General features: G+C 64.6%; 19 protein-coding genes. 8 read left to right on the forward strand and 11 right to left on the reverse strand.

Going from position 1 to position 18,017, the window contains the following annotated elements; genetic code table 11:
• Positions 1 to 8 precede the first annotated feature (8 nt).
• The 6 genes from lpxK to FJ417_RS11580 all read right to left on the reverse strand — a co-directional run bounded on the left by lpxK (position 9) and on the right by FJ417_RS11580 (position 5,670).
• Positions 9 to 1,037 carry a tetraacyldisaccharide 4'-kinase gene (gene lpxK / locus FJ417_RS11555; protein ID WP_140783559.1) on the reverse strand — a complete coding sequence of 343 codons (1,029 nt, stop codon included), beginning with the start codon at positions 1,035 to 1,037 and terminating at the stop codon, positions 9 to 11.
• Between the two features lie 74 nt (positions 1,038 to 1,111).
• Entirely contained in the window at positions 1,112 to 2,428 is a 1,317-nt protein-coding gene (gene waaA / locus FJ417_RS11560; RefSeq protein WP_140783499.1) for a lipid IV(A) 3-deoxy-D-manno-octulosonic acid transferase, read from the reverse strand.
• Entirely contained in the window at positions 2,425 to 3,204 is a 780-nt protein-coding gene (locus tag FJ417_RS11565; RefSeq protein ID WP_140641575.1) for a lysophospholipid acyltransferase family protein, read from the reverse strand. Before FJ417_RS11565 ends, waaA begins: the two co-directional genes overlap by 4 nt.
• A gap of 5 nt (positions 3,205 to 3,209) precedes the next feature.
• Positions 3,210 to 3,455 (reverse strand): DUF4170 domain-containing protein, encoded by a 246-nt coding sequence (locus FJ417_RS11570; protein WP_140641199.1) that lies wholly within the window; start codon positions 3,453 to 3,455, stop codon positions 3,210 to 3,212.
• Positions 3,456 to 3,530: 75 nt separating this feature from the next.
• Positions 3,531 to 4,340, reverse strand: a complete 810-nt coding sequence (locus FJ417_RS11575) for a 3'(2'),5'-bisphosphate nucleotidase CysQ (RefSeq protein ID WP_140783500.1) — start codon at positions 4,338 to 4,340, stop codon at positions 3,531 to 3,533.
• Positions 4,327 to 5,670 carry a TldD/PmbA family protein gene (locus FJ417_RS11580; RefSeq protein WP_140783501.1) on the reverse strand — a complete coding sequence of 448 codons (1,344 nt, stop codon included), beginning with the start codon at positions 5,668 to 5,670 and terminating at the stop codon, positions 4,327 to 4,329. The genes FJ417_RS11575 and FJ417_RS11580 overlap by 14 nt, the downstream gene beginning before the upstream one ends.
• 274 nt (positions 5,671 to 5,944) lie before the next feature.
• On the opposite strand from FJ417_RS11580, the gene FJ417_RS11585 reads away from it, so the two are divergent.
• Both FJ417_RS11585 and FJ417_RS11590 read left to right on the forward strand, forming a co-directional pair.
• Complete coding sequence (locus tag FJ417_RS11585) at positions 5,945 to 7,756, forward strand: glycosyltransferase (RefSeq protein ID WP_140783502.1); 1,812 nt, start codon at positions 5,945 to 5,947, stop codon at positions 7,754 to 7,756.
• Entirely contained in the window at positions 7,756 to 8,862 is a 1,107-nt protein-coding gene (locus tag FJ417_RS11590; RefSeq protein WP_140783503.1) for a glycosyltransferase family A protein, read from the forward strand. The genes FJ417_RS11585 and FJ417_RS11590 overlap by 1 nt, the downstream gene beginning before the upstream one ends.
• Positions 8,863 to 8,864: 2 nt before the next feature.
• Here FJ417_RS11590 and epmA read toward each other — a convergent pair whose 3' ends face one another.
• Complete coding sequence (gene epmA / locus FJ417_RS11595) at positions 8,865 to 9,905, reverse strand: EF-P lysine aminoacylase EpmA (RefSeq protein WP_140783504.1); 1,041 nt, start codon at positions 9,903 to 9,905, stop codon at positions 8,865 to 8,867.
• Positions 9,902 to 10,048: a hypothetical protein gene (locus tag FJ417_RS33095; protein WP_181183204.1), complete on the reverse strand. Its 147-nt coding sequence runs from the start codon at positions 10,046 to 10,048 to the stop codon at positions 9,902 to 9,904. The genes epmA and FJ417_RS33095 overlap by 4 nt, the downstream gene beginning before the upstream one ends.
• Here FJ417_RS33095 and efp point away from each other — a divergent pair.
• From efp to FJ417_RS11610, 3 genes are all read left to right on the forward strand, one after another.
• The gene (gene efp / locus FJ417_RS11600) at positions 10,035 to 10,604 is read left to right on the forward strand and encodes an elongation factor P (RefSeq protein WP_140542739.1); all 570 of its coding nucleotides are present in this window, start codon (positions 10,035 to 10,037) and stop codon (positions 10,602 to 10,604) included. The genes FJ417_RS33095 and efp overlap by 14 nt on opposite strands.
• A gap of 290 nt (positions 10,605 to 10,894) precedes the next feature.
• Positions 10,895 to 11,278 carry a VOC family protein gene (locus FJ417_RS11605; RefSeq protein WP_140656470.1) on the forward strand — a complete coding sequence of 128 codons (384 nt, stop codon included), beginning with the start codon at positions 10,895 to 10,897 and terminating at the stop codon, positions 11,276 to 11,278.
• Positions 11,279 to 11,380: 102 nt separating this feature from the next.
• The gene (locus FJ417_RS11610) at positions 11,381 to 12,103 is read left to right on the forward strand and encodes a DUF899 family protein (RefSeq protein WP_140783505.1); all 723 of its coding nucleotides are present in this window, start codon (positions 11,381 to 11,383) and stop codon (positions 12,101 to 12,103) included.
• A 153-nt stretch (positions 12,104 to 12,256) separates the two neighbouring features.
• Here the strand turns inward: FJ417_RS11610 and FJ417_RS11615 are convergent, their stop codons facing one another.
• Positions 12,257 to 12,922, reverse strand: coding sequence for a metalloregulator ArsR/SmtB family transcription factor (locus tag FJ417_RS11615; protein ID WP_140783506.1), 666 nt, complete (start codon positions 12,920 to 12,922; stop codon positions 12,257 to 12,259).
• Positions 12,923 to 13,035: 113 nt separating this feature from the next.
• On the opposite strand from FJ417_RS11615, the gene FJ417_RS11620 reads away from it, so the two are divergent.
• The 3 genes from FJ417_RS11620 to FJ417_RS11630 all read left to right on the forward strand — a co-directional run bounded on the left by FJ417_RS11620 (position 13,036) and on the right by FJ417_RS11630 (position 16,223).
• Positions 13,036 to 13,767 (forward strand): MBL fold metallo-hydrolase, encoded by a 732-nt coding sequence (locus FJ417_RS11620; RefSeq protein ID WP_140783507.1) that lies wholly within the window; start codon positions 13,036 to 13,038, stop codon positions 13,765 to 13,767.
• Complete coding sequence (locus FJ417_RS11625) at positions 13,764 to 15,026, forward strand: MFS transporter (RefSeq protein WP_246687433.1); 1,263 nt, start codon at positions 13,764 to 13,766, stop codon at positions 15,024 to 15,026. Before FJ417_RS11620 ends, FJ417_RS11625 begins: the two co-directional genes overlap by 4 nt.
• A gap of 108 nt (positions 15,027 to 15,134) precedes the next feature.
• Complete coding sequence (locus FJ417_RS11630) at positions 15,135 to 16,223, forward strand: acyltransferase family protein (RefSeq protein WP_140783509.1); 1,089 nt, start codon at positions 15,135 to 15,137, stop codon at positions 16,221 to 16,223.
• 24 nt (positions 16,224 to 16,247) lie between these two features.
• On the opposite strand, the gene FJ417_RS11635 is transcribed toward FJ417_RS11630, so the two are convergent.
• Together FJ417_RS11635 and FJ417_RS11640 are read right to left on the reverse strand one after the other, a co-directional pair.
• On the reverse strand, positions 16,248 to 16,889 hold the full coding sequence (locus FJ417_RS11635) for a DUF5074 domain-containing protein (protein WP_140783510.1): 642 nt from the start codon (positions 16,887 to 16,889) through the stop codon (positions 16,248 to 16,250).
• A gap of 101 nt (positions 16,890 to 16,990) precedes the next feature.
• Positions 16,991 to 17,995, reverse strand: coding sequence for an NAD(P)-dependent alcohol dehydrogenase (locus FJ417_RS11640; RefSeq protein WP_140783511.1), 1,005 nt, complete (start codon positions 17,993 to 17,995; stop codon positions 16,991 to 16,993).
• Positions 17,996 to 18,017: the final 22 nt, after the last annotated feature.

An 18,017-nucleotide genomic window follows, 5' to 3' on the forward strand; every position in this document is an offset into this window, starting at 1 on the left:
CTCGAAGCTCAGCCCCGCATCTTGCGCAGGCGCCAGGCGTCGAGCGTCTCGTCTACGATGCGTTCGGGCACATGATCGAGCTCGAACACGGCCTCGATATCGAGCACGTCCAGTTGGTCGAGGAAACCGGAGGGCGTCTCGCCATGGCGCAGCCGCGCGGCGTCCTTTGCCGTGGTGACGAGGCGCAGCCCCTCCTGCCGGGCAAGCGTCAGGAGGTCGCCTAGTTCGTCCTGGGCGTAGAAATGATGGTCCGGGAAGGCTCGCGACAGCGCGACTTCGCCGCCCGCGCCGCGCACCGTGTCGAAGAATTTCTCCGGATGGCCGATGCCGGCGAAGGCCAGGAAGCGGCCGCCGGCGAAGCGTGACGGGTTGGCCGGCTCGACATGTGCCAGGAAAATCGGCCGGCCGGCGCGCGCCGCCTGGCGCACGACGCCGTCGGCGGCGGCCCCCTCGCCCATCTTCAGCAGGCCGCTGGTGAAGACCAGTTGGTCGACGACCCTGGCGCGGAGCGGCCCGCCCGGGATGACGCGGCCGTTGCCGATGCCGAAGCGGGCGTCGACCACGACCAGCGCATAGTCGATGTGGATTCGCGCCGACTGGAAGCCGTCATCCATGATCAGGAAGTCGCAGTCATGTTCCTCGATGAGCAGCTTCGCGCCGGCGGCGCGGTTCGCCGTCACCGCGACGGGCGCATGTTCGGCCAGAAGCAGCGGCTCGTCGCCGACATGCTTGGCGGCGTCATGATGCGCGTCGACGACATGCGGCTTGGCGAAAGACCCGCCGTGGCCGCGCGACAGGAAGCCTGGCGTGAGCCGCATGCGCTTGGCTTGCTTGGCCAGAGCAATGGCGACCGGCGTCTTACCGCTGCCGCCGACGGTCAGGTTGCCGACGCACAGGACCGGCGCTGCGACCTTCTCGCGCGGGGCGTGGCGCATGCGGCGGCCGGCGACCAGCCCATAGATCGCCGATGCAGGCGACAGCGCAAGCACGCGCCAGTCCGGCTTTTCCCACCAGAAGGGTGGCGCTTCGCTGGTCATCGCGCCTGCCCCATGCGTCTCGGCTTCGCGCATGGACTTTTCCAAAAACCGGTCCCGATTTTTGGCATCATGATCTAGCGCCCGTTTGCGCCTTTCAGGCGCGCCTTGACGACCAGAGGCTGGATATAGGGCTCCAGCGATTTCAGCGTGCGGGCAAGCGCGCCGCGCATCTCGTCGACGGTGGCAGCACCGGCCGCCATCATTTCGTGGCGCGCCACTTCGTTGCTCAAAAGGAAATTGACGGCTCCGGTCAGCATGTCGCGGTCGCGCACCAGCTTGGCGCCGCCGCTGTCGAGCAGACGCTGATAGGCCTCGCGGAAATTCTGCACGTTACGGCCGGCCAACACTGCGGTTTCGAGCATCGCCGGCTCGAGCGGGTTCTGGCCGCCTTGCGAAGTCAGCGAGCGGCCGACGAAAGCGATCTCGGTCAGCCTTAGGTAAAGGCCCATTTCGCCGATCGTGTCGCCGAGAAGGATGTCGGTATCGTGGGAGATGCGGTCACCCTTGCCGCGCCTTGCCACGGACAGGCCCATGCCGGAAATCTGCGCGGCCAGCGCATCGGCGCGGTCGGGGTGACGCGGCACGATGATGGTCAAGAGCCCATGATGTCGCTTGTGCAGGCTGGCATGGACCTCCGCGGCCACGACCTCCTCGCCATCGTGGGTCGAGATCGCAGCCCAGGTCGGACGGCCGCCGATCTGGCGCTGCAGGGTGGCTAAGGCCCGCTCGTCGGCCGGCGGCGGGCTGGTGTCGACCTTGAGGTTGCCGGAGACGGTGACCGGCCGGGCGCCCAGCGCGCGGAACCGCTCGCCGTCGACATCCGACTGGGCAATGACGTGGGCAAGATTCTCGAACAGCGCCTCGGCAACGCCGGCGCGCTTCTTCCAGGACATGAAGGAGCGGTCGGACAACCTGCCATTGACCAGAACCTGCGGTACGTTGCGGGCGCCAAGCTCCAGGATGGTCATCGGCCAGATTTCCGATTCGGCGATGATCGCCAGTTCCGGCCGCCAGTGATCGAGGAAGCGGCTTACCGCCGGCTTCAGATCGAGCGGTACATATTGGTGGATGATGCGGTTGCCGAGACGCTCTTCGGCGACCTTGGCCGAGGTCACGGTGCCGGTGGTCAGGACGATGTTGACGCCATAGTCGAGGATGCTCTCGACCAGCGGCACCACCGCGATCGTCTCGCCCACGCTTGCGGCATGGATCCAGATCACCGGCCCTTCCGGACGGGGACGGCCGGCGACGCCATAGCGTTCGCGGCGGCGGACGCGATCCTCCTTGCCGCGCGAGGCGCGCCAGGCGACATAGGGGCCGATCAGCGGATAGGCGGCCGCCCCCGCATAGCGATAGGCAGTCAGGGCCGCACGCGCCCAGCGCTCGCTCATTTGCCGCCGTCCACGAGGCGATAAGCCTCAGCCGTCGCGACATTGAGAGAGGCAGTGAGCTCCTGGCGCTTGCGCTCCATCTCGGCGTCGTCGGCATCGGCGGGCACGAAGACAGGCGGCCCCACGATGACCGCGGAGCGGCCGAAAGGCAGGTTGATGGTGGTCTTGTCCCAGCTCTTCTCCAGCACCTTGCGGCGGCTGGTGGCGATGGCCGAGGGCAGGATCGGCCGGCCGGAAAGCCTTGCCAGGAGAACGATGCCAAGCCCGGCGTCGCGCGGCGTGCCGTTCGGGATGTCGGCGATCATGGCGACGTTCTTGCCCGCGACGAGCGACTTCTTGAGCGCGATCAAGGCCTTGGCGCCACCTTTGTCGAGATGCCTCGAACTGTTGCGGCCGCCCGAGCCGCGTACCGCCTCGATGCCGAATTTCTCGATCATCAGCGCCTGGAGCTCGGCGTCGGCGCTGCGCGAAACCATGGCGACCAGCTGCCGGCCCTTGGGATAATAGGCGGGGGTCAAAAGATGCTGGCCATGCCAGAGCGCGATGATGCCGGGCTCGAGATGGGCATAAGCGCCGCCTGCTACCTGCGTCGAGCCCTCGACGAGCGGGCTGGTGAGGCGAATCAGCCGCAGGAACCAGGCGAACAGGCTGGCGATGAAGTTCTTGACGAAACTCGACTGCGCCAACGGCTCGCGGATACGCCGCCACAGCGTGCGCGTTCCGCCGCGCCTGGCGGCGCGCCGCCTGGTCGCCCCTTTCACCGCTTCATGCTCCATCGACGTCAACCGCCGACCTTCGATTCTGGATCGAGCAGACGGTGCAGATGAACAACGAAATAGCGCATATGGGCATTGTCGACACTGGCCTGCGCCTTGGCTTTCCAGGCGCCAAGCGCGGTCTGATAGTCGGGATAGATGCCGACAATGTCGAGGGAGTCGAGGTCACGGAACTCGGTTCCACCCAGCTTTTTCAGCTCGCCACCGAAAACCAGGTGCAAAAGCTGCTTCTTTCCGTCTTCCACGGCCATGCCGACCCTTCGCAGATTCATGAGTTTTGTGAAACGTTTAGCCCAAAGCGGCCGATTTTGGAACTGCGGGCCGACTCACCCTTGGTCAATGCCGGCAATTACGCCGGCGAGCACAGCAAGCAGCTCGCCGCTGCCGGCGGCGAGCGCGCCGTGATTGATCACCTCGCCGGCGTAGCGCGGCGGCTTGCCGGTACGGTCGAGCAATGCGCCGCCGGCCTCGGTGAGGATCAGATCGGCGGCGGCGATATCCCAGTCATGCGCGCTCGGCTTGACGAAGGTGGCGTCGAGCTTGCCGGCGGCGATCATCGCCAGCCGATAGGCAAGCGAAGGAATGTAGGCCGTCCGCCGCAGCCTGTCTTGCCAGGCCTCCGGCATCAAGTCGACCAGCGGCTTGGGTCCGCCGATATCGACGCTTTCGCCCAGCGGACGCACATGGATGCGCTTGTCGTTCAGATAGGCGCCCTCGCCCGGCAGCGCCCAATAGGTCTCGCGCTTGGCCGGGCATTCGAGCACGCCGGCCAGCGAACGCCCGTCCTCGACCACGGCGACGCTGACGCACCAGGAATGCAGGCCGTCGAGAAAGCCGCGCGTGCCGTCGATCGGGTCGACGACGAAGGTGCGGCGGGCCGACAGCCTGGCATGGTCGTCGGCGGTCTCCTCCGACAGCCAGCCATAATCCGGACGCGCCTTGAGCAAGGTCTCGCGCAGATAGGCGTCCGCGGCATGGTCTGCCTCGCTTACCGGCGAGGTGCCGCCCTTCATCCACACCTGCGGGCTGTTGCCGAAATAGCGCATGGCGATGATGCCGGCCTCGCGGGCGGCCTCGCGCAGCAGAGCGAGGTCGTCTCGGGCCTCATTCGAAGTCAATTGGTCAAGCGCCGGCAAGGGTCATCCCTTCAATCAGGAGCGTCGGCGCCGCCGTGCCGAAATTGCGGTCGAGATCGTTGGCCGGCACCATGTTGAGGAACATGGTCTTCAGGTTTGAGGCGATCGTCACCTCGGCCACGGGATAGGCCAGCGCGCCGTTGTCGATCCAGTAGCCGGAGGCGCCGCGGCTGTATTCGCCGGTGACCATGTCGACGCCCTGGCCGAAGACCTCGGTGACATAGAAGCCGCTCTTCAACGACGCGATCAAATCCTGCGGCGAACGCTCGCCCGGCTCGATGGCAAAGTTGGTCGAGGACGGCGAAACCGACGAACCGCTGCGCGAGCCGCGCCCATTGGTGACGAGACCGAGCTCGCGCGCGGCCGAGGTCGACAGGAACCAGTGGTTCAACACGCCCTTCTCGACCATCAGCAGCTTGTCGCCCTCGACGCCCTCGCCATCGAACGGGCGCGAGGCCTGGCCGCGCCGCCGCAAAGGCTCGTCGGTGACGGTGATGGCGGCCGAGGCCACCGCTCTGCCCATCATGTCGCGCAGGAAGCTGGTCTTGCGGGCGACCGCGGCGCCGTTGATGGCGCCGGCCAGATGGCCGGCTATGCCGCGCGCGACGCGCGGATCGAACACCACGTCGACCGGGCCGGTCGCCGCCTTGCGGGCGCCGAGGCGACGCACCGCGCGTTCGCCCGCCTTGCGGCCGATCTCTTCCGGCGCGTCGAGATCGGCGAAATGCTGGCGCGAGGAGAATTCATAGTCGCGCTCCATCGCCGTGCCCTCTCCGGCAATGACGCTGGTCGAGCGCGAGAAACGCGAGGCGACATACTGGCCGACAAAGCCATGCGAGGTGGCGAGAACCAGGCCGCCAAGGCCGGCGCCGGCGCTGCTGCCCGCGGAATTGGTGACGCCCTCGACCGCCAATGCGGCCGCTTCGGCGGCAAGGGCAGCTTCCTTGAGCTGGTCGGCGGAAACTTCGGTCGGGTCGAAGAGGTCGAGATCGCGCAAATTGCGGGCGAGCAGCGCGGGATCGGCGAGGCCCTGGAACGGATCCTCGGGCGAGACCCTGGCCATGGCAACGGCACGCTCGGCAAGCGCCTTCGGGTCGGATGCGGCGGTGGCCGAGACGCTCGCCACACGCTGGCCGACGAAGACGCGCAGCGACACATCCTCGCTCTCCGACGATTCGGTGCCCTCGACCTTGCCCAGCCGGACCGAGACGCCGGCCGAACGGCCGCGCACCGCGACCGCGTCGGCCGCGTCGGCGCCGGCGCGCCTGGCAGCCTCGACGAGCGCCGCGACGCGATCGGTCAATTTCGCTGCGTCGAGCTTATCGGTCATAAGGTTGTTCCTGTTTGTTCACGCGGTCTGCCAAGCCGGATCCGGCCGCGTCCATCCGTGGCTGCCACCGCACCATCTATGGATGCCACCGCACCATCTATTGTTCCATTGCCGCTTGTGCAATGGGCGGCGGGCAATCAGGATACCGCGACCAAATCGCCCAAAGCGACAGGAAGGGGTTCCGATCGCGGGAAGAGCGTTCACGCTCTGATGAAGGGGTTTGGCCGCGCGCGTCAGCGCCGAGCTGATGGCGCCGGGCTAAAATGGGGGAAGGATGGACTATTTCGTCGGTGGAGAGTTTACCTATGACTGGACCTCCCATCACCTGAAGCTTTGGGAGAAGCTTCTCGGCGACGAGGCCGGCACGGCGACGGCGGTGCTCGAAATCGGCTCGCTCGAGGGCCGTTCGGCGCTGTTTTTCCTGCAGTTCCTGCCAAAATCCCGCATCACCTGCGTGGACAGCTTCCAAGGCGGCGAAGAGCATGTCGGCTCGAAGTATGAATCGGACATGGCCGAGGTCGAACGGCGCTTCGACCGCAACCTCAAGCCCTTCGCCGACCGGGTCGAGAAACGCAAGGGCCACTCGGTAACGATCCTGCCGGGCCTTGCCGCCGAACACCGGCTATACGACGTGATCTATGTCGACGGCGACCATTCCGCCACAGCCACTTACAGCGATGCCCGACTGGCCTGGGACCTGCTCGACAATGGCGGCGTGATGATCCTGGACGATCATCGGTGGGGACCGGATCTGCCGATGGCCAGGCGTCCGGCGGCAGGGATCGAAGCCTTCCTGAGCCAAGTCGCCGGGGAATACGAGCTGTTGCACCGGGACCAGCAGATCATCATTCGCAAGAACGGGATCGTCGCGGCCAAGTCATTCACGATCGCTGGACGCGACATCGGCGAACTGGCCGGCGGCGCGCTGTCGCCGCCGCTCGTCAGCTTCGTCGTCATCAACTGGAATTACGGCCGCTATGTCGGCGCTGCAATCGATTCCATACGCCGGCAGGACTATCCGCATTTCGAGTGCATCGTGATCGACAACGGGTCGACCGACGATAGCGTGCAGGTGATTGCCCGGCATGTCGAGGGCGATCCGCGTTTCCGGGTCGAGACGCTGGCGCAAAACGGCGGCCAACTCGGCGCCGCCCTGTGGTCACTGGACAAGGTGAATGGCGGATTCGTGATCTTCGTGGACGCGGATGATGTGCTGTTCGACAACTACGCTTCGACGCACATTCAGGTGCACATGGCGTTGCAACGAAGCGTCGGCTTCACGTCAGCCAACGTCGCCGAGATGGATTCGACGGGCAAGGCCCTGACGGCCTCCTACCAGCAACTCCAGTTGAACAGACCGGACGCGAAACGAGGCCTTCGAGGCGAGCAGACCGTGTTGAGACTGCCGACGGTGTCCCCCTCGCAATACCGGCTCCTCGACGCCAACACGGCGACCATACCGCGGTGGCAAATAGGCTGGCTCTGGGCGCCAGGCAGCGCGAACATGTTCCGTACATCGGTGCTGCGTCTGTTGAGCCTGGACGACGGCCGCAACCCGCGGATGACGTCGGCGGACGGCTATTTCAATACGATCTGCCATGCCGTTGCCGGTAGCGCTCTGATCGACATACCCTTGTCCGGCTATCGCCTGCACTCGAGCAACTATTTCGCGACCGGTGAAAGCATCGAGGGCATGCGTAGCGGAACAAGAGATTACGCTATCAAGTTGGAGCAATTCACATATGAAAGCGTAAGGTTCCTGATCGAACAAAGCGACCGTTTCGACTGGCTTCTGGGGGCAGAGTTTTGGCCTGTCGTAGACCGGGTCACACGGGAAAACCCTGATAAGTTGCGCGACTATTTCAGCAATGAGATCGCGGTCGAGATATTCAAGCGCAACGCGCCGCAATTGAGGTCTGTCTTCGGTGCCAAAGGATTCAGCAGGGAGGTCACGGCCCGGTTTTCCGGCGCACAGGCAAGATCTATCCTCAGAGCCGGTTTCGGAGGCGGAATTCCGATGCGCGTCCTTCGCAAAATGTTGTCCCGCGATCTCCGCGCCTTCCTGAAGAGGAAGCCGAGACGATAATGACCGCGCCGAAAATCAGCTTCCTCATCATCAACCACAATTACGGCCGCTATGTCGGCCAAGCGATATCGAGCGTTCTGTCACAAACTTATGACGACTTCGAATGCCTCGTCGTCGACAACGCCTCGACCGACGACAGCCGCGATGTCATCGCGGGGTTCGAGAATACCGACCCCAGGCTGGCGTTCGAATATCTGGACAGCAACCTGCACCAGATGGGCGCATTCCTTCACGTCGTGGATCGCCTGGCGGGGGAATTGGTCTGTATCGTGGACGCCGACGATTTCCTGTTCGCGACCTTCGCGGCCTTCCATGCCCAGCTTCATCGCGACTGCCCGACGATCGCGGCAACGTCGAGCGGCGTTCTTGAAACCGACCATGCCGGGCGGCCGCTGTCTTCCGGTTTTGCATGGCTGCTGCACCGCAGGGTGGGCAGGCCCTTCGATCCCGATCGTGCAAATTCAGATCACATGATCTTGGGAGGACGAGAGCGCGAGTTGCTCTGGCAACAGTCCACGGTGATAGAACCGCACGAGCCCGGCTGGCACTGGTCGCCTGGAACGGCGAACATGTACAAGCGGCATTATCTTGCCCGATGCAAGCCATCTCGGGCCGTTGTCGGCAATGCCGCGACCGACAATTATTTCATGCCGTTCGTGCATGCCTTGGCTGGTTCGGCCTGCATAGATCTTCCGCTTTCGGCCTACCGAATTCACGGAAGCAACGTGCATGGCGCGCAGCCCTCCATGCCGGGCCTGAGGACATTCAGCAAAGCCGCCCATCAGCGCTCGTGCGCGCGGCGAAGCGCCATCGTGCGCGAACTGGCTTCACGTGCCCGGGATTTTGTCTCCACCCACGGACGTGCTTTCTGGACCCTGATGGATGCCCCCAGCGTGCCGGATGGGGTTCCGTTGAATGCATATTTCAACGACCCTGCAATTCAGGATATTTTGGCCGATCATTTCGACGAGATCCTGGCGGCATGCGGAGAAGCCGAGACGCGCGAGGCTTTGCGCGCCCGCATGGGACGCAAAGGTTACAAACAATTCCTGGCCTTGCAGAGTCGGGGAAAATCCCGACCTGACTCAAAGGCCAACGGCGGCTGACATCACGCCACCGGCGCCCAGATCACGTCGTCGATCCTTGCGGCGCCCGTCGCCAGCATCACCAACCGATCGAAGCCGAGAGCCGAGCCGCTGGCTTGCGGCATGTTGGCCAAAGCGGCGAGGAAATCCTCGTCCAGCGGATAGCGCTCGCCATAGACGCGCTCCTTCTCGTCCATCTCGGCGATGAAGCGGCGACGTTGCTCGGCAGGGTCGGTGAGCTCGCCGAAGGCGTTGGCGAGCTCGACGCCGCAGCAATAGAGCTCGAAGCGCTCGGCAACACGCGGATCCTCGGCACTCGGCCGGGCGAGTGCCGCTTCCGAAATCGGATAGTCGTAAAGGATGGTGGCGCGCCCCTGCCCCAGCGCCGGCTCGATCTTTTCGACCATCACCCGGCTGAACAGGTCGGCCCAGTTGTCGTCGGGCGCGGTGCGCAGTCCGGCTCGGACCAGCGCTTCGTGAAGCGCGTCGCGATCGGTGCTGCCGTCGACCGAGACGGTCGCCAGGAGGTCGATGCCGGCATGGCGCAGGAAAGCCTCCGCCACGCTCAGCCGCTCCGGTTCGGCGAAGGGATCGGCCTCGCGACCGCGGAAACGGAAGCTTGTGGCGCCTGCTTTTTCCGCGGCGAGCGCCAGGAAGTCGGCGCAATCGTCCATCAGACGTTCAACCGTATCGCCGACGCGGTACCATTCGAGCATGGTGAATTCAGGGTGATGCAGCGGCCCGCGCTCGCGGTTGCGCCAGACGGGGCCGAGGCTGAAGATGCGTTCCTCGCCGGCGGCGAGCAGCTTCTTGCAGGCGAATTCGGGCGAGGTGTGGAGATAGAGCGGTCGGCGCGACGCGTCGGGCCCGATCGCCTCGGTGGCGAAGGCGGCAAGGTGCGCCTCGTTGCCCGGTGAAACCTGCAGCGCCGAGGTCGTCACCTCGACGAAATCGCGTTGCGCGAACCAGCCGCGAAGGGCGGCGGCGATGGCATTGCGCGCCATCAGCCTTGGCCGGCGGTCGGCATGGATATGCGGCGTCCACCAGGGCGAGGCGGCGGTCATGGGCAGGAAAATCGCTCGGCAGGCTGGCGGTTCAGCGCAAGATGCGCTACGGCGCAGGCGATGGCCGCCGTCGCCGCTTCGCGGAAATCGACGCCTTCAGGCCGACAAACTCGAATGGGATCGAATACCGTGGTCAAGGTCATCGCCAGTTCCTTACGCAAAGGCAACGTCGTCGATAAGGACGGCAAGCTCTATGTCATCCTCTTTGCCGAAAACATCCACCCTGGCAAGGGCACGCCGGTGACCCAGCTCGACATGCGTCGCATCGGCGACGGAGTGAAGGTCTCGGAGCGCTACCGCACGACCGAAATGGTCGAGCGCGCCTATGTCGAGGAGCGCGAGCACACCTTCCTCTATTCCGACGGCGAAGGTTTTCACTTCATGAACCCGGAAAGCTACGACCAGGTCGTGGCCTCGGAAGCCGTGGTCGGTGATATGGCGCCCTATCTGCAGGAAGGCATGGCCGTCCAGCTCGCGCAGTTCAACGGCGTGCCGATCTCGCTGGTGCTGCCGCAGCGCGCCACCTTCGAGGTGGTCGACACCGAGCCGGTCACCAAGGGCCAGACGGCGTCTTCGTCCTACAAGCCGGCAATGCTCTCCAACGGCGTGCGCACCGCGGTGCCGCCGCATATCTCCGCCGGCACGCGCGTGGTGGTGATGACCGCCGACGGCTCCTATGTCGAGCGCGCCAAGGACTGAGAGTCCGCAGTTTCACAGCAGAACCGGCACGGCCCGCCCGCGACCAAGCGGGCCATGGTACGGTTGTCCGCCGTCTGGATGTCAGGCTCTGACCCGAAGCGAATTTACATTTGCCGCTACGTGAACGGCAGCCGCGCTCGAATGTCGCCGTGCAACGACCGCGAGCCAATCCCGAAAGGCGCCGTACGTTTACCTCGGGCAAATGTTGCGCTCGAAAAGCCGACATGGGACTTTCCCGCGCGGCAGCTCTGACCTTGGCCCAAAAGCCCGGCTTGGCTAGAGTTCGAAAGATGCTGGACGCCATTCACCACGTCGCGCTTATCTGCACCGACTACGATCGGTCGCGACGATTCTATGTCGAGCTCCTCGGCCTGGACCTGATCCGCGAGGTCTATCGGGAGGACCGGCAGTCTTGGAAGGCCGACCTGCGGATCGGATCCGCCCAGCTGGAATTATTCTCCTTCCCTGACCCGGTGCCGCGGCCGTCTTATCCAGAGGCGACAGGGCTGCGGCACTTGGCATTTGCTGTGGGGAACATCGACCTCGTAGTTGTGCGCCTGGAAGCCGCCGGCGTTGCCGTAGAGCCAATCCGGATCGACCCATATACGGATCGGCGCTTCACCTTCTTTAGCGACCCGGATGGACTGCCGCTGGAACTCTACGAAGCGCAATAAAGCACCGTTTAATACGACAGTCTGCGTATCGCGCGCAGCAGCGATCCAGGCGGAACCCTAAGGCGGGTGACCAGTTGAAAGGGATTGGAAAGGAGACACGTCATGGCCGACGGTTCCACCTTGCAACCCGCTGCTGCGATCGCTCACAAGAACCGCGCCCGCCAGCCGAACGAGAGCGTCGAGTACCGCAAGGCGCGCGAGGCCCTGTTGATCGAGGAGATCGAACTCAACCGCCACATCGCGCGCGTCGCCGCCCAGCGTCGCGCCTTGCCGCCTGGCGGCGAGGTGAAGGGCGACTATCAGTTCATTGGCGAAGCCAGTAGCGTGGCCGGCGCCAATCCCGTCGGCTTCGAGGAGCTCTTCGGCGATAAGGACACTCTGTTCGTCTACAACTGGATGTATGGCCCCAAGCGCCAGCGCCCTTGCCCAATGTGCACCGCGCTCCTGAGTTGCCTGGACGGCAACGCCGACCACCTCCGCCAGCGAATCGCCCTCGCCGTCGTCGGCCTTTCGGCCATCGAGCGGCAGATCGCCTTCAAGGTAGAGCGTGGCTGGAAGAACCTGCCTTTCTACGCCGACGTCAACGGGAATTTTAGCCGGGACTACCACGCGATCATGGACGAGGGGACCGACACCGCCGCCGAAAACGTCTTCACCCGGCGCGACGGAACCATTCGGCACTTCTGGGGCGCGGAGCTGGGTTTCGAGTCAGCCGATCCGGGCAAAGACCCGACAACCGAGCCGGACTTGATGATGCTGTGGAACGTCCTGGACTGGACGCCGGAAGGCCGCGGGACCGACTGGTACCCGAAGATCACCTACTAAGCGGTCGAGATGGTTTGCCCGGAAAGGGCGGGGACCTGCTTAATCGGCTCACTGCCCCGCTCAAGGCATTCGCCATGTTGTCACCAAGCGTCTGCAATTGGCGCTCAGCGGCCTATCCGCTTGCGAGCATTCCGCGCTGTCCAATGGTCACGATCAGGCCGCCTCTTCCACTGGCAGGCCGGCAGCTTTCCATTCCGGCATGCCGTCCTCCAGCCGGCGCGCGGAATACCCGAGCGAGCGCAACGCCGCGACCGCCTCGAAGGACATCACGCACCACGGGCCGCGGCAATAGGCGACGACTTCGCGGTTGGGAGCGGCGTCGCCTGACCAGGCCCTGACATCTCCCAGTGGAACATTGATCGCACCAGGCACATGGCCGAGCGCGAATTCATCGGCCGGGCGAACGTCGACCAGCGTCACCAGCCCATCGCGCATCAGCGTCTGAAGCTCCTCGCGCGTGACCGGCCGCATGTCGTCGCGCGCGTCGAAATAGCCGCGCACGATGCGGTCGACCTCGGCAAGATGCCGCTCGGCGACGCCGCGCACCGAGGCGAAAGCGGAGAGCACGCTTTCATCCGCGAGTGCGTAGTGGACAAACTTGCCGTCGCGCTCGGCCGAGACGATGCCGGCGCGGCGCAACGCCTGCAGATGCTGGGAAATGTTGGCGACAGGCTGGCCCAGCTTGACCGCCAGCGCCTCGACGCTGCGCGCGCCTTGCGCGAGATGCTCGATAATTTCCAGGCGCAGCGGATGGCCGAGCGCCTTGGCGACGATCGCGAACTGCTCGTACAGCGCCTGTTTCGGATTGCGGATTGACATCGCCTTTTCACTAACGCATCGTCATTCAATAGAATTATTGAATGGCAGCTTCAGCTCGGACTGTCAAGCAGTGCGCGCTGCCCGGCACGTTCGCCTGATCGGAGGAAAAAGCGATGATTCTCAGGCAGTTCCTGCATAGCGACCCGGTGGCCGCCTCCTATCTGTTCGGCTGCGGCGGCAAGGCGTCCGCGGCAGTCGTCGATCCGCTCGGCGACATCGCGCCCTATGTCGAGGCGGCGCGCGCGACCGGCATGCGCATCCTCTATGTCGTCGACACGCATATCCACGCCGACCATATCTCGGTGGGGCGTACGCTTGCCGAAGCGACCGGCGCCGAATACGTGCTGTTCGAAGGCGCTGCGGCCGACTTCCCGTTCCGGCGTGTCAAGGACGGCGAGGTGCTGGAGCTTGGCAATGTGACGGCGACCGTCATGCATACGCCGGGCCACACGCCGGAACATTTGAGCCTTTTGGTCACTGACCGGACGCGATCGACCGAACCCTGGTTCGTGCTCACCGGGCACACGCTGATGGTCGGCGATCTCGGCCGCACCGAGCTTGCTTCAAACGCCGAGGACGGCGCCCGCGCGCTCTACGCCAGCGTGGGTCGCCTGAAGGAATTGCCCGATCACATCGAGGTGCTGCCCGGCGCCTATTCCGGTTCTGTCTGCGGCCGCTCGCTGAGCGGCAAGCCGACATCGACCATCGGCTTCGAACGGCGCTTCAACAAGGCCTTCCGCATCGAGGACGAGGATGAGTTCGTGGCCGCGATGACCGCCGACATCCCTCCCCCGCCGCCGGAGGCAGCGCGGACCCGGGCCGTCAACGCCGGGGCGAAATCTTGAGCACAGCGGCGCCCGCCGTCGCGCTTGGCCTCAAGGCCAACTGGAAGCAGTTCGCGCTGCTGGTGCTGATCAACGCCTTCGTCGGCGGCATGGTCGGTATCGAGCGGACCGTGGTGCCACTGATCGGCGCGGAGGAGTTCGGCGTCGTTTCCACCACGCTGGTCGTCTCCTTCATCGTCAGTTTCGGCGTGGTCAAGGCCTGCGCCAATCTCGTCTCCGGCCAGCTCGCCGACAGATGGGGCCGCAAGCGCGTGCTGATCCTCGGCTGGCTGTTCGGCCTGCCGGTGCCGTTGATCATCATCTCAGCACCGAGCTGGGGCTGGATTGTCGCCGCCAACGCGCTGCTCGGCATCAACCAGGGCTTCGCCTGGTCGATGACGGTGATCATGAAGGTCGACCTGGTCGGACCGAAATCGCGCGGGCTCGCCGTCGGCCTCAACGAGTTCGCCGGCTACCTCGCCGTCGGCGTCACCGCTTTTCTGACCGGCTACCTCGCGAGCCGCTACGGCTTTCGTCCCGTGCCGATCTATCTCGGCGTCGGCTATGCGATCCTGGGTGCGGCGCTATCGATCCTGCTTGTGCGCGACACGCGCGAGCATGTGCGGCTGGAGCTGGCGAACCATCCGAAAGCAGCTTCGCCGCTCGGCTTCCGCGAGATCTTCATGCGGACCTCGTTTGGCGATCGCAACCTGTTCGCGGCCTCGCAGGCCGGCCTGGTCAACAATCTGAACGACGGCATGAGCTGGGGGCTGTTTCCGCTCTTCTTCGTTGCCAACGGGCTCGGCATCGAGCGCATCGGCATCCTCAAGGCGGTCTATCCGGCGGTGTGGGGCATCCTCCAGGTCGCGACCGGGCCGCTGAGCGATCGCTGGGGTCGCAAAGGGCTGATCGTCGCCGGCATGTGGGTGCAGGCGGCCGGGCTTATGCTCACCGCCATGACGCGCGATTTCGGCTGGTGGCTGCTGGCGAGCCTGCTGCTGGGCCTCGGCACGGCGATGGTCTATCCGTGCCTGATCGCGGCGGTGTCGGACGCATCGCATCCCTCCTGGCGGGCGCGCTCGCTCAGCGTCTATCGCTTCTGGCGCGATCTTGGCTATGCGATCGGGGCGCTGTCGGCAGGCCTGATCGCCGACTTCTTCGGCTTCTCCGCGGCGATCGGGGCAATCGCGGCGCTGACCTTCCTGTCGGGTGCGATCGTCGCGATAGCGATGCGCGAGACGCGCTTCGCCGCCGTGGTTCCGACATCAGCCGACAGTTGAGCCCTCCTCCGAAACGAGGGCCGCGTTTACGTTAATGGAAGCTTGATGCTGCGCGGGATTTGCGTGTCCGCTACAATTGCGGCAGTTGAATTTTCCTCGAGATCGCGCATGAGCAACCCGAACCGCATGCCGTGGGTGGATACGGCAAAAGGCCTGTCCATCCTCCTGGTGGTGATGATGTACTCGGCCTACAACACCGGTGAATACACCGGCGGCGTCGGCTTCCTGCATTATGTCATCGGCTTCGCGACGCCGTTCCGCATGCCGGAATTCTTTCTGATCTCGGGCCTGTTCCTGTCGCAGGTGATCGACCGGCCATGGCGGCGCTATGTCGACCGCCGCGTCGTCCATTACCTCTATTTCTATGTGCTTTGGGCGATCATCTCGATTGGGCTGAAGATCGGCATCTTCAGCCGCGACCCCGCCGGCATGCTGCACGATCTCGCGATGGCCGCCGTCGAGCCCTACGGCGTCCTGTGGTTCATCTACATGCTGGCGGTTTTCGGGATCGTCATACGACTGCTGCGGGAGCTTCGCGTTCCGCACTGGATCGTCATCCCGCTCGCCGCCGCGCTGCAGATGTGGGCGCCGAAGCCGGACAGCTATGCGCTTGAGCAGTTCGCGGCCTATTTCGTGTTCTTCTATCTCGGCTTCGTCCTGGCGCCGCTGATATTCCGGCTGGTCGAGTGGACACAGGCTCGCCCGGCGATCGCCGTTGCGGGCCTGCTTGCCTGGGCGCTCGTCAACGGCCTGCTCGTCTATTCGCCGGGCTACGCCGTGCAGCCGGTCGGCATGCAGATGGGCCTGGCGGCATGGCCGCCGCTGCATCTGTCGCTTGCCGTCGCCGGAGCGGTGGCGCTCTGCGTCGCCGGCGGCTTCCTGTCGAAATTCGCCTTTATGGAATGGCTGCGCTGGCTCGGCGAGCATTCGCTGGTCGTCTATGTCGCCTTCACCATCCCGATGTCGATCTTCCGCGGCGTCATGCTGGCAAGCGGCCTTCTGACCGACACCGGCATGCTGAGCCTCGCCGTATTGCTCGTCTCGGTCGTCAGCCCGGTGGTGCTCTACTTCATCGTCAAGCGCATCGGCTTCGGCACCTTCCTGTTCGAGCGGCCGGCCTGGGCGCATGTCGACGGGCCGAACGCCGCCAAGGCCTCCAGCAAGCCCATGCCGCGGCCGGCACGCGAGGCGGCCTGATCAGGCCGCCCATCCATTAGCTCGTTACTTGCCACCGCCGTGTCCCGGGCGCCGCGCGGCCTTGATCTTGCCGCTGCTCCCGCCGCCGCAGAAGAAACAGCCGCCGCCGTCGGATTCCAGCCCCGACACGCCGGAGGGCATCGCCAGTTCCTGCAGCACGTCGCCTGTGTCGGGATCGACGCGCACCAGATCGCCCTCCTCGCCCTCCCAGGTGGCATGCCAGAGCTCGCCATCGACCCAGGTGACGCCGGTGACGACGCGCTTCGATTCGATCGTGCGGATCACCTTGCCCGTTTCAGGATCGATCTGATGGATCTTGTGTGCCCGGTATTCGCCGACCCAGAGCGAACCCTCGGCCCAGGCCATGCCTGAGTCACCCCCGTTGCCGGGGGCAGGAATGGTTGCGACGACCTTGCCGATCTTCGGGTCGACCTTGTGGATACGATCCTCGGCAATCTGGTAGAGATATTCGCCGTCGAAGGCAGTACCGGCATGCGAGGCGACATCGATCGTACGCACGATCATGCCGCTGTCGGGATCGAGCGCGTTCAGCTTGTCACCACTGGCGAACCAGACATTTTCGCCATCATAGGTAACGCCGTTGACGCGCTCGACGCCGGGGAACGGTCCGTATTCACGCAGGATCTCGGCAGCGGCTCGTTTCATTTTCCAATCTCCATCGGTCTCTTGTGTCAGCTTCGACTCTAGCCGCCCGGCTTCAAACCTGAGAGTAACAACACAGTCGCGAATTTACCGAAGCCGGCGCCTTAAAGTTCGACGCAGACCTTGCCGAAATGCTTTTGGCTCTCATACGACCTGAAGGCCGAAGCAATCTCGTGCAGCGGAAAACTGCGACCGATCACGGGCCTGAGGCCATTGACCGTTATCGCCCGGATCATGTCTTCCTGATCAGCCCTGTTCCCGATGGAAATTCCACTAACGCGAATCTGATTGGAAAACAGCGCCGGGATCGACACTTCTCCGGCGAAGCCGGTCAACACCCCGATCAGAGCGATGTGGCCGCCTATCCTGCAAGCCGTTATCGACTGGGCCAGCGTGCCTGGGCCGCCGACCTCGACTACATGATCGACACCGCGTCCATCGGTCAGGTCCCTCGCCTTGCTCCCCCAGTCCGGCACGGCCTTGTAGTTGATGAGAGCATCGGCGCCGAGTCGCCGGAGCTTTTCGAGTTTCGCGTCGGAGGAGGATGTAGCTACAACACGGGCACCAGCCATCTTGGCGAACTGCAGCGCGAACAGCGACACGCTGCCCGCGCCGAGGATCAGCACCGTATCGCCGGGCTTCACCTGACCGCACACCACCAGGCCTCTCCAGGCAGTGACCCCGGCGCAAGTGAGTGTAGCCGCCTCCACGTGGGTGTAACCCGCTGGCGCTTTCATGAAAGCCTGCCAGGGCATGCACGCATACTCCCGCGCATAGCCATCGAGATCGTCGCCCAATTCGCCCCGCTTGTTCGCGCGCGAAGCCTCGCCGCCCAGCCAATCGGGCCAATAGCAACTGACGACGGCATCGCCAGCCTTGAATGCTTCGACACCGTCCCCGACAGCAACCACCTCGCCCGCGCCATCGGATAGCGGAATACGACCGTCGGCGCAGGGCTTCTTGCCCGTGACAACCATGCTGTCGTGGAAATTCAGCGAGCACGCCCGGATCCGGACCAGCAACTCTCCCGGTCCGGCTTCGGGCCGATCCTCCTCAACCAGTTCCAGTTTTTCCAGGCCGCCTGGCGCCCGCAATCTGATCAGTTTCATGACGTCTCCTCGATCCAGTATC

Source organism: Mesorhizobium sp. B3-1-7, from assembly GCF_006439385.1.
Taxonomy (GTDB): domain Bacteria; phylum Pseudomonadota; class Alphaproteobacteria; order Rhizobiales; family Rhizobiaceae; genus Mesorhizobium.

What these genes read in the sequence shown, in the direction of transcription:
- FJ417_RS11640 (WP_140783511.1), bottom strand. Translation starts at nt 17,995, where the DNA reads ATGAAACTGATCAGATTGCGGGCGCCAGGCGGCCTGGAAAAACTGGAA.
- FJ417_RS11615 (WP_140783506.1), bottom strand. Translation starts at nt 12,922, where the DNA reads ATGTCAATCCGCAATCCGAAACAGGCGCTGTACGAGCAGTTCGCGATC.
- waaA (WP_140783499.1), bottom strand. Translation starts at nt 2,428, where the DNA reads ATGAGCGAGCGCTGGGCGCGTGCGGCCCTGACTGCCTATCGCTATGCG.
- FJ417_RS33095 (WP_181183204.1), bottom strand. Translation starts at nt 10,048, where the DNA reads ATGACCTTGACCACGGTATTCGATCCCATTCGAGTTTGTCGGCCTGAA.
- epmA (WP_140783504.1), bottom strand. Translation starts at nt 9,905, where the DNA reads ATGACCGCCGCCTCGCCCTGGTGGACGCCGCATATCCATGCCGACCGC.
- FJ417_RS11585 (WP_140783502.1), top strand. Translation starts at nt 5,945, where the DNA reads ATGGACTATTTCGTCGGTGGAGAGTTTACCTATGACTGGACCTCCCAT.
- FJ417_RS11630 (WP_140783509.1), top strand. Translation starts at nt 15,135, where the DNA reads ATGAGCAACCCGAACCGCATGCCGTGGGTGGATACGGCAAAAGGCCTG.
- FJ417_RS11580 (WP_140783501.1), bottom strand. Translation starts at nt 5,670, where the DNA reads ATGACCGATAAGCTCGACGCAGCGAAATTGACCGATCGCGTCGCGGCG.
- FJ417_RS11565 (WP_140641575.1), bottom strand. Translation starts at nt 3,204, where the DNA reads ATGGAGCATGAAGCGGTGAAAGGGGCGACCAGGCGGCGCGCCGCCAGG.
- FJ417_RS11590 (WP_140783503.1), top strand. Translation starts at nt 7,756, where the DNA reads ATGACCGCGCCGAAAATCAGCTTCCTCATCATCAACCACAATTACGGC.
- FJ417_RS11570 (WP_140641199.1), bottom strand. Translation starts at nt 3,455, where the DNA reads ATGGCCGTGGAAGACGGAAAGAAGCAGCTTTTGCACCTGGTTTTCGGT.
- FJ417_RS11620 (WP_140783507.1), top strand. Translation starts at nt 13,036, where the DNA reads ATGATTCTCAGGCAGTTCCTGCATAGCGACCCGGTGGCCGCCTCCTAT.
- lpxK (WP_140783559.1), bottom strand. Translation starts at nt 1,037, where the DNA reads ATGACCAGCGAAGCGCCACCCTTCTGGTGGGAAAAGCCGGACTGGCGC.
- FJ417_RS11635 (WP_140783510.1), bottom strand. Translation starts at nt 16,889, where the DNA reads ATGAAACGAGCCGCTGCCGAGATCCTGCGTGAATACGGACCGTTCCCC.
- FJ417_RS11605 (WP_140656470.1), top strand. Translation starts at nt 10,895, where the DNA reads ATGCTGGACGCCATTCACCACGTCGCGCTTATCTGCACCGACTACGAT.
- FJ417_RS11610 (WP_140783505.1), top strand. Translation starts at nt 11,381, where the DNA reads ATGGCCGACGGTTCCACCTTGCAACCCGCTGCTGCGATCGCTCACAAG.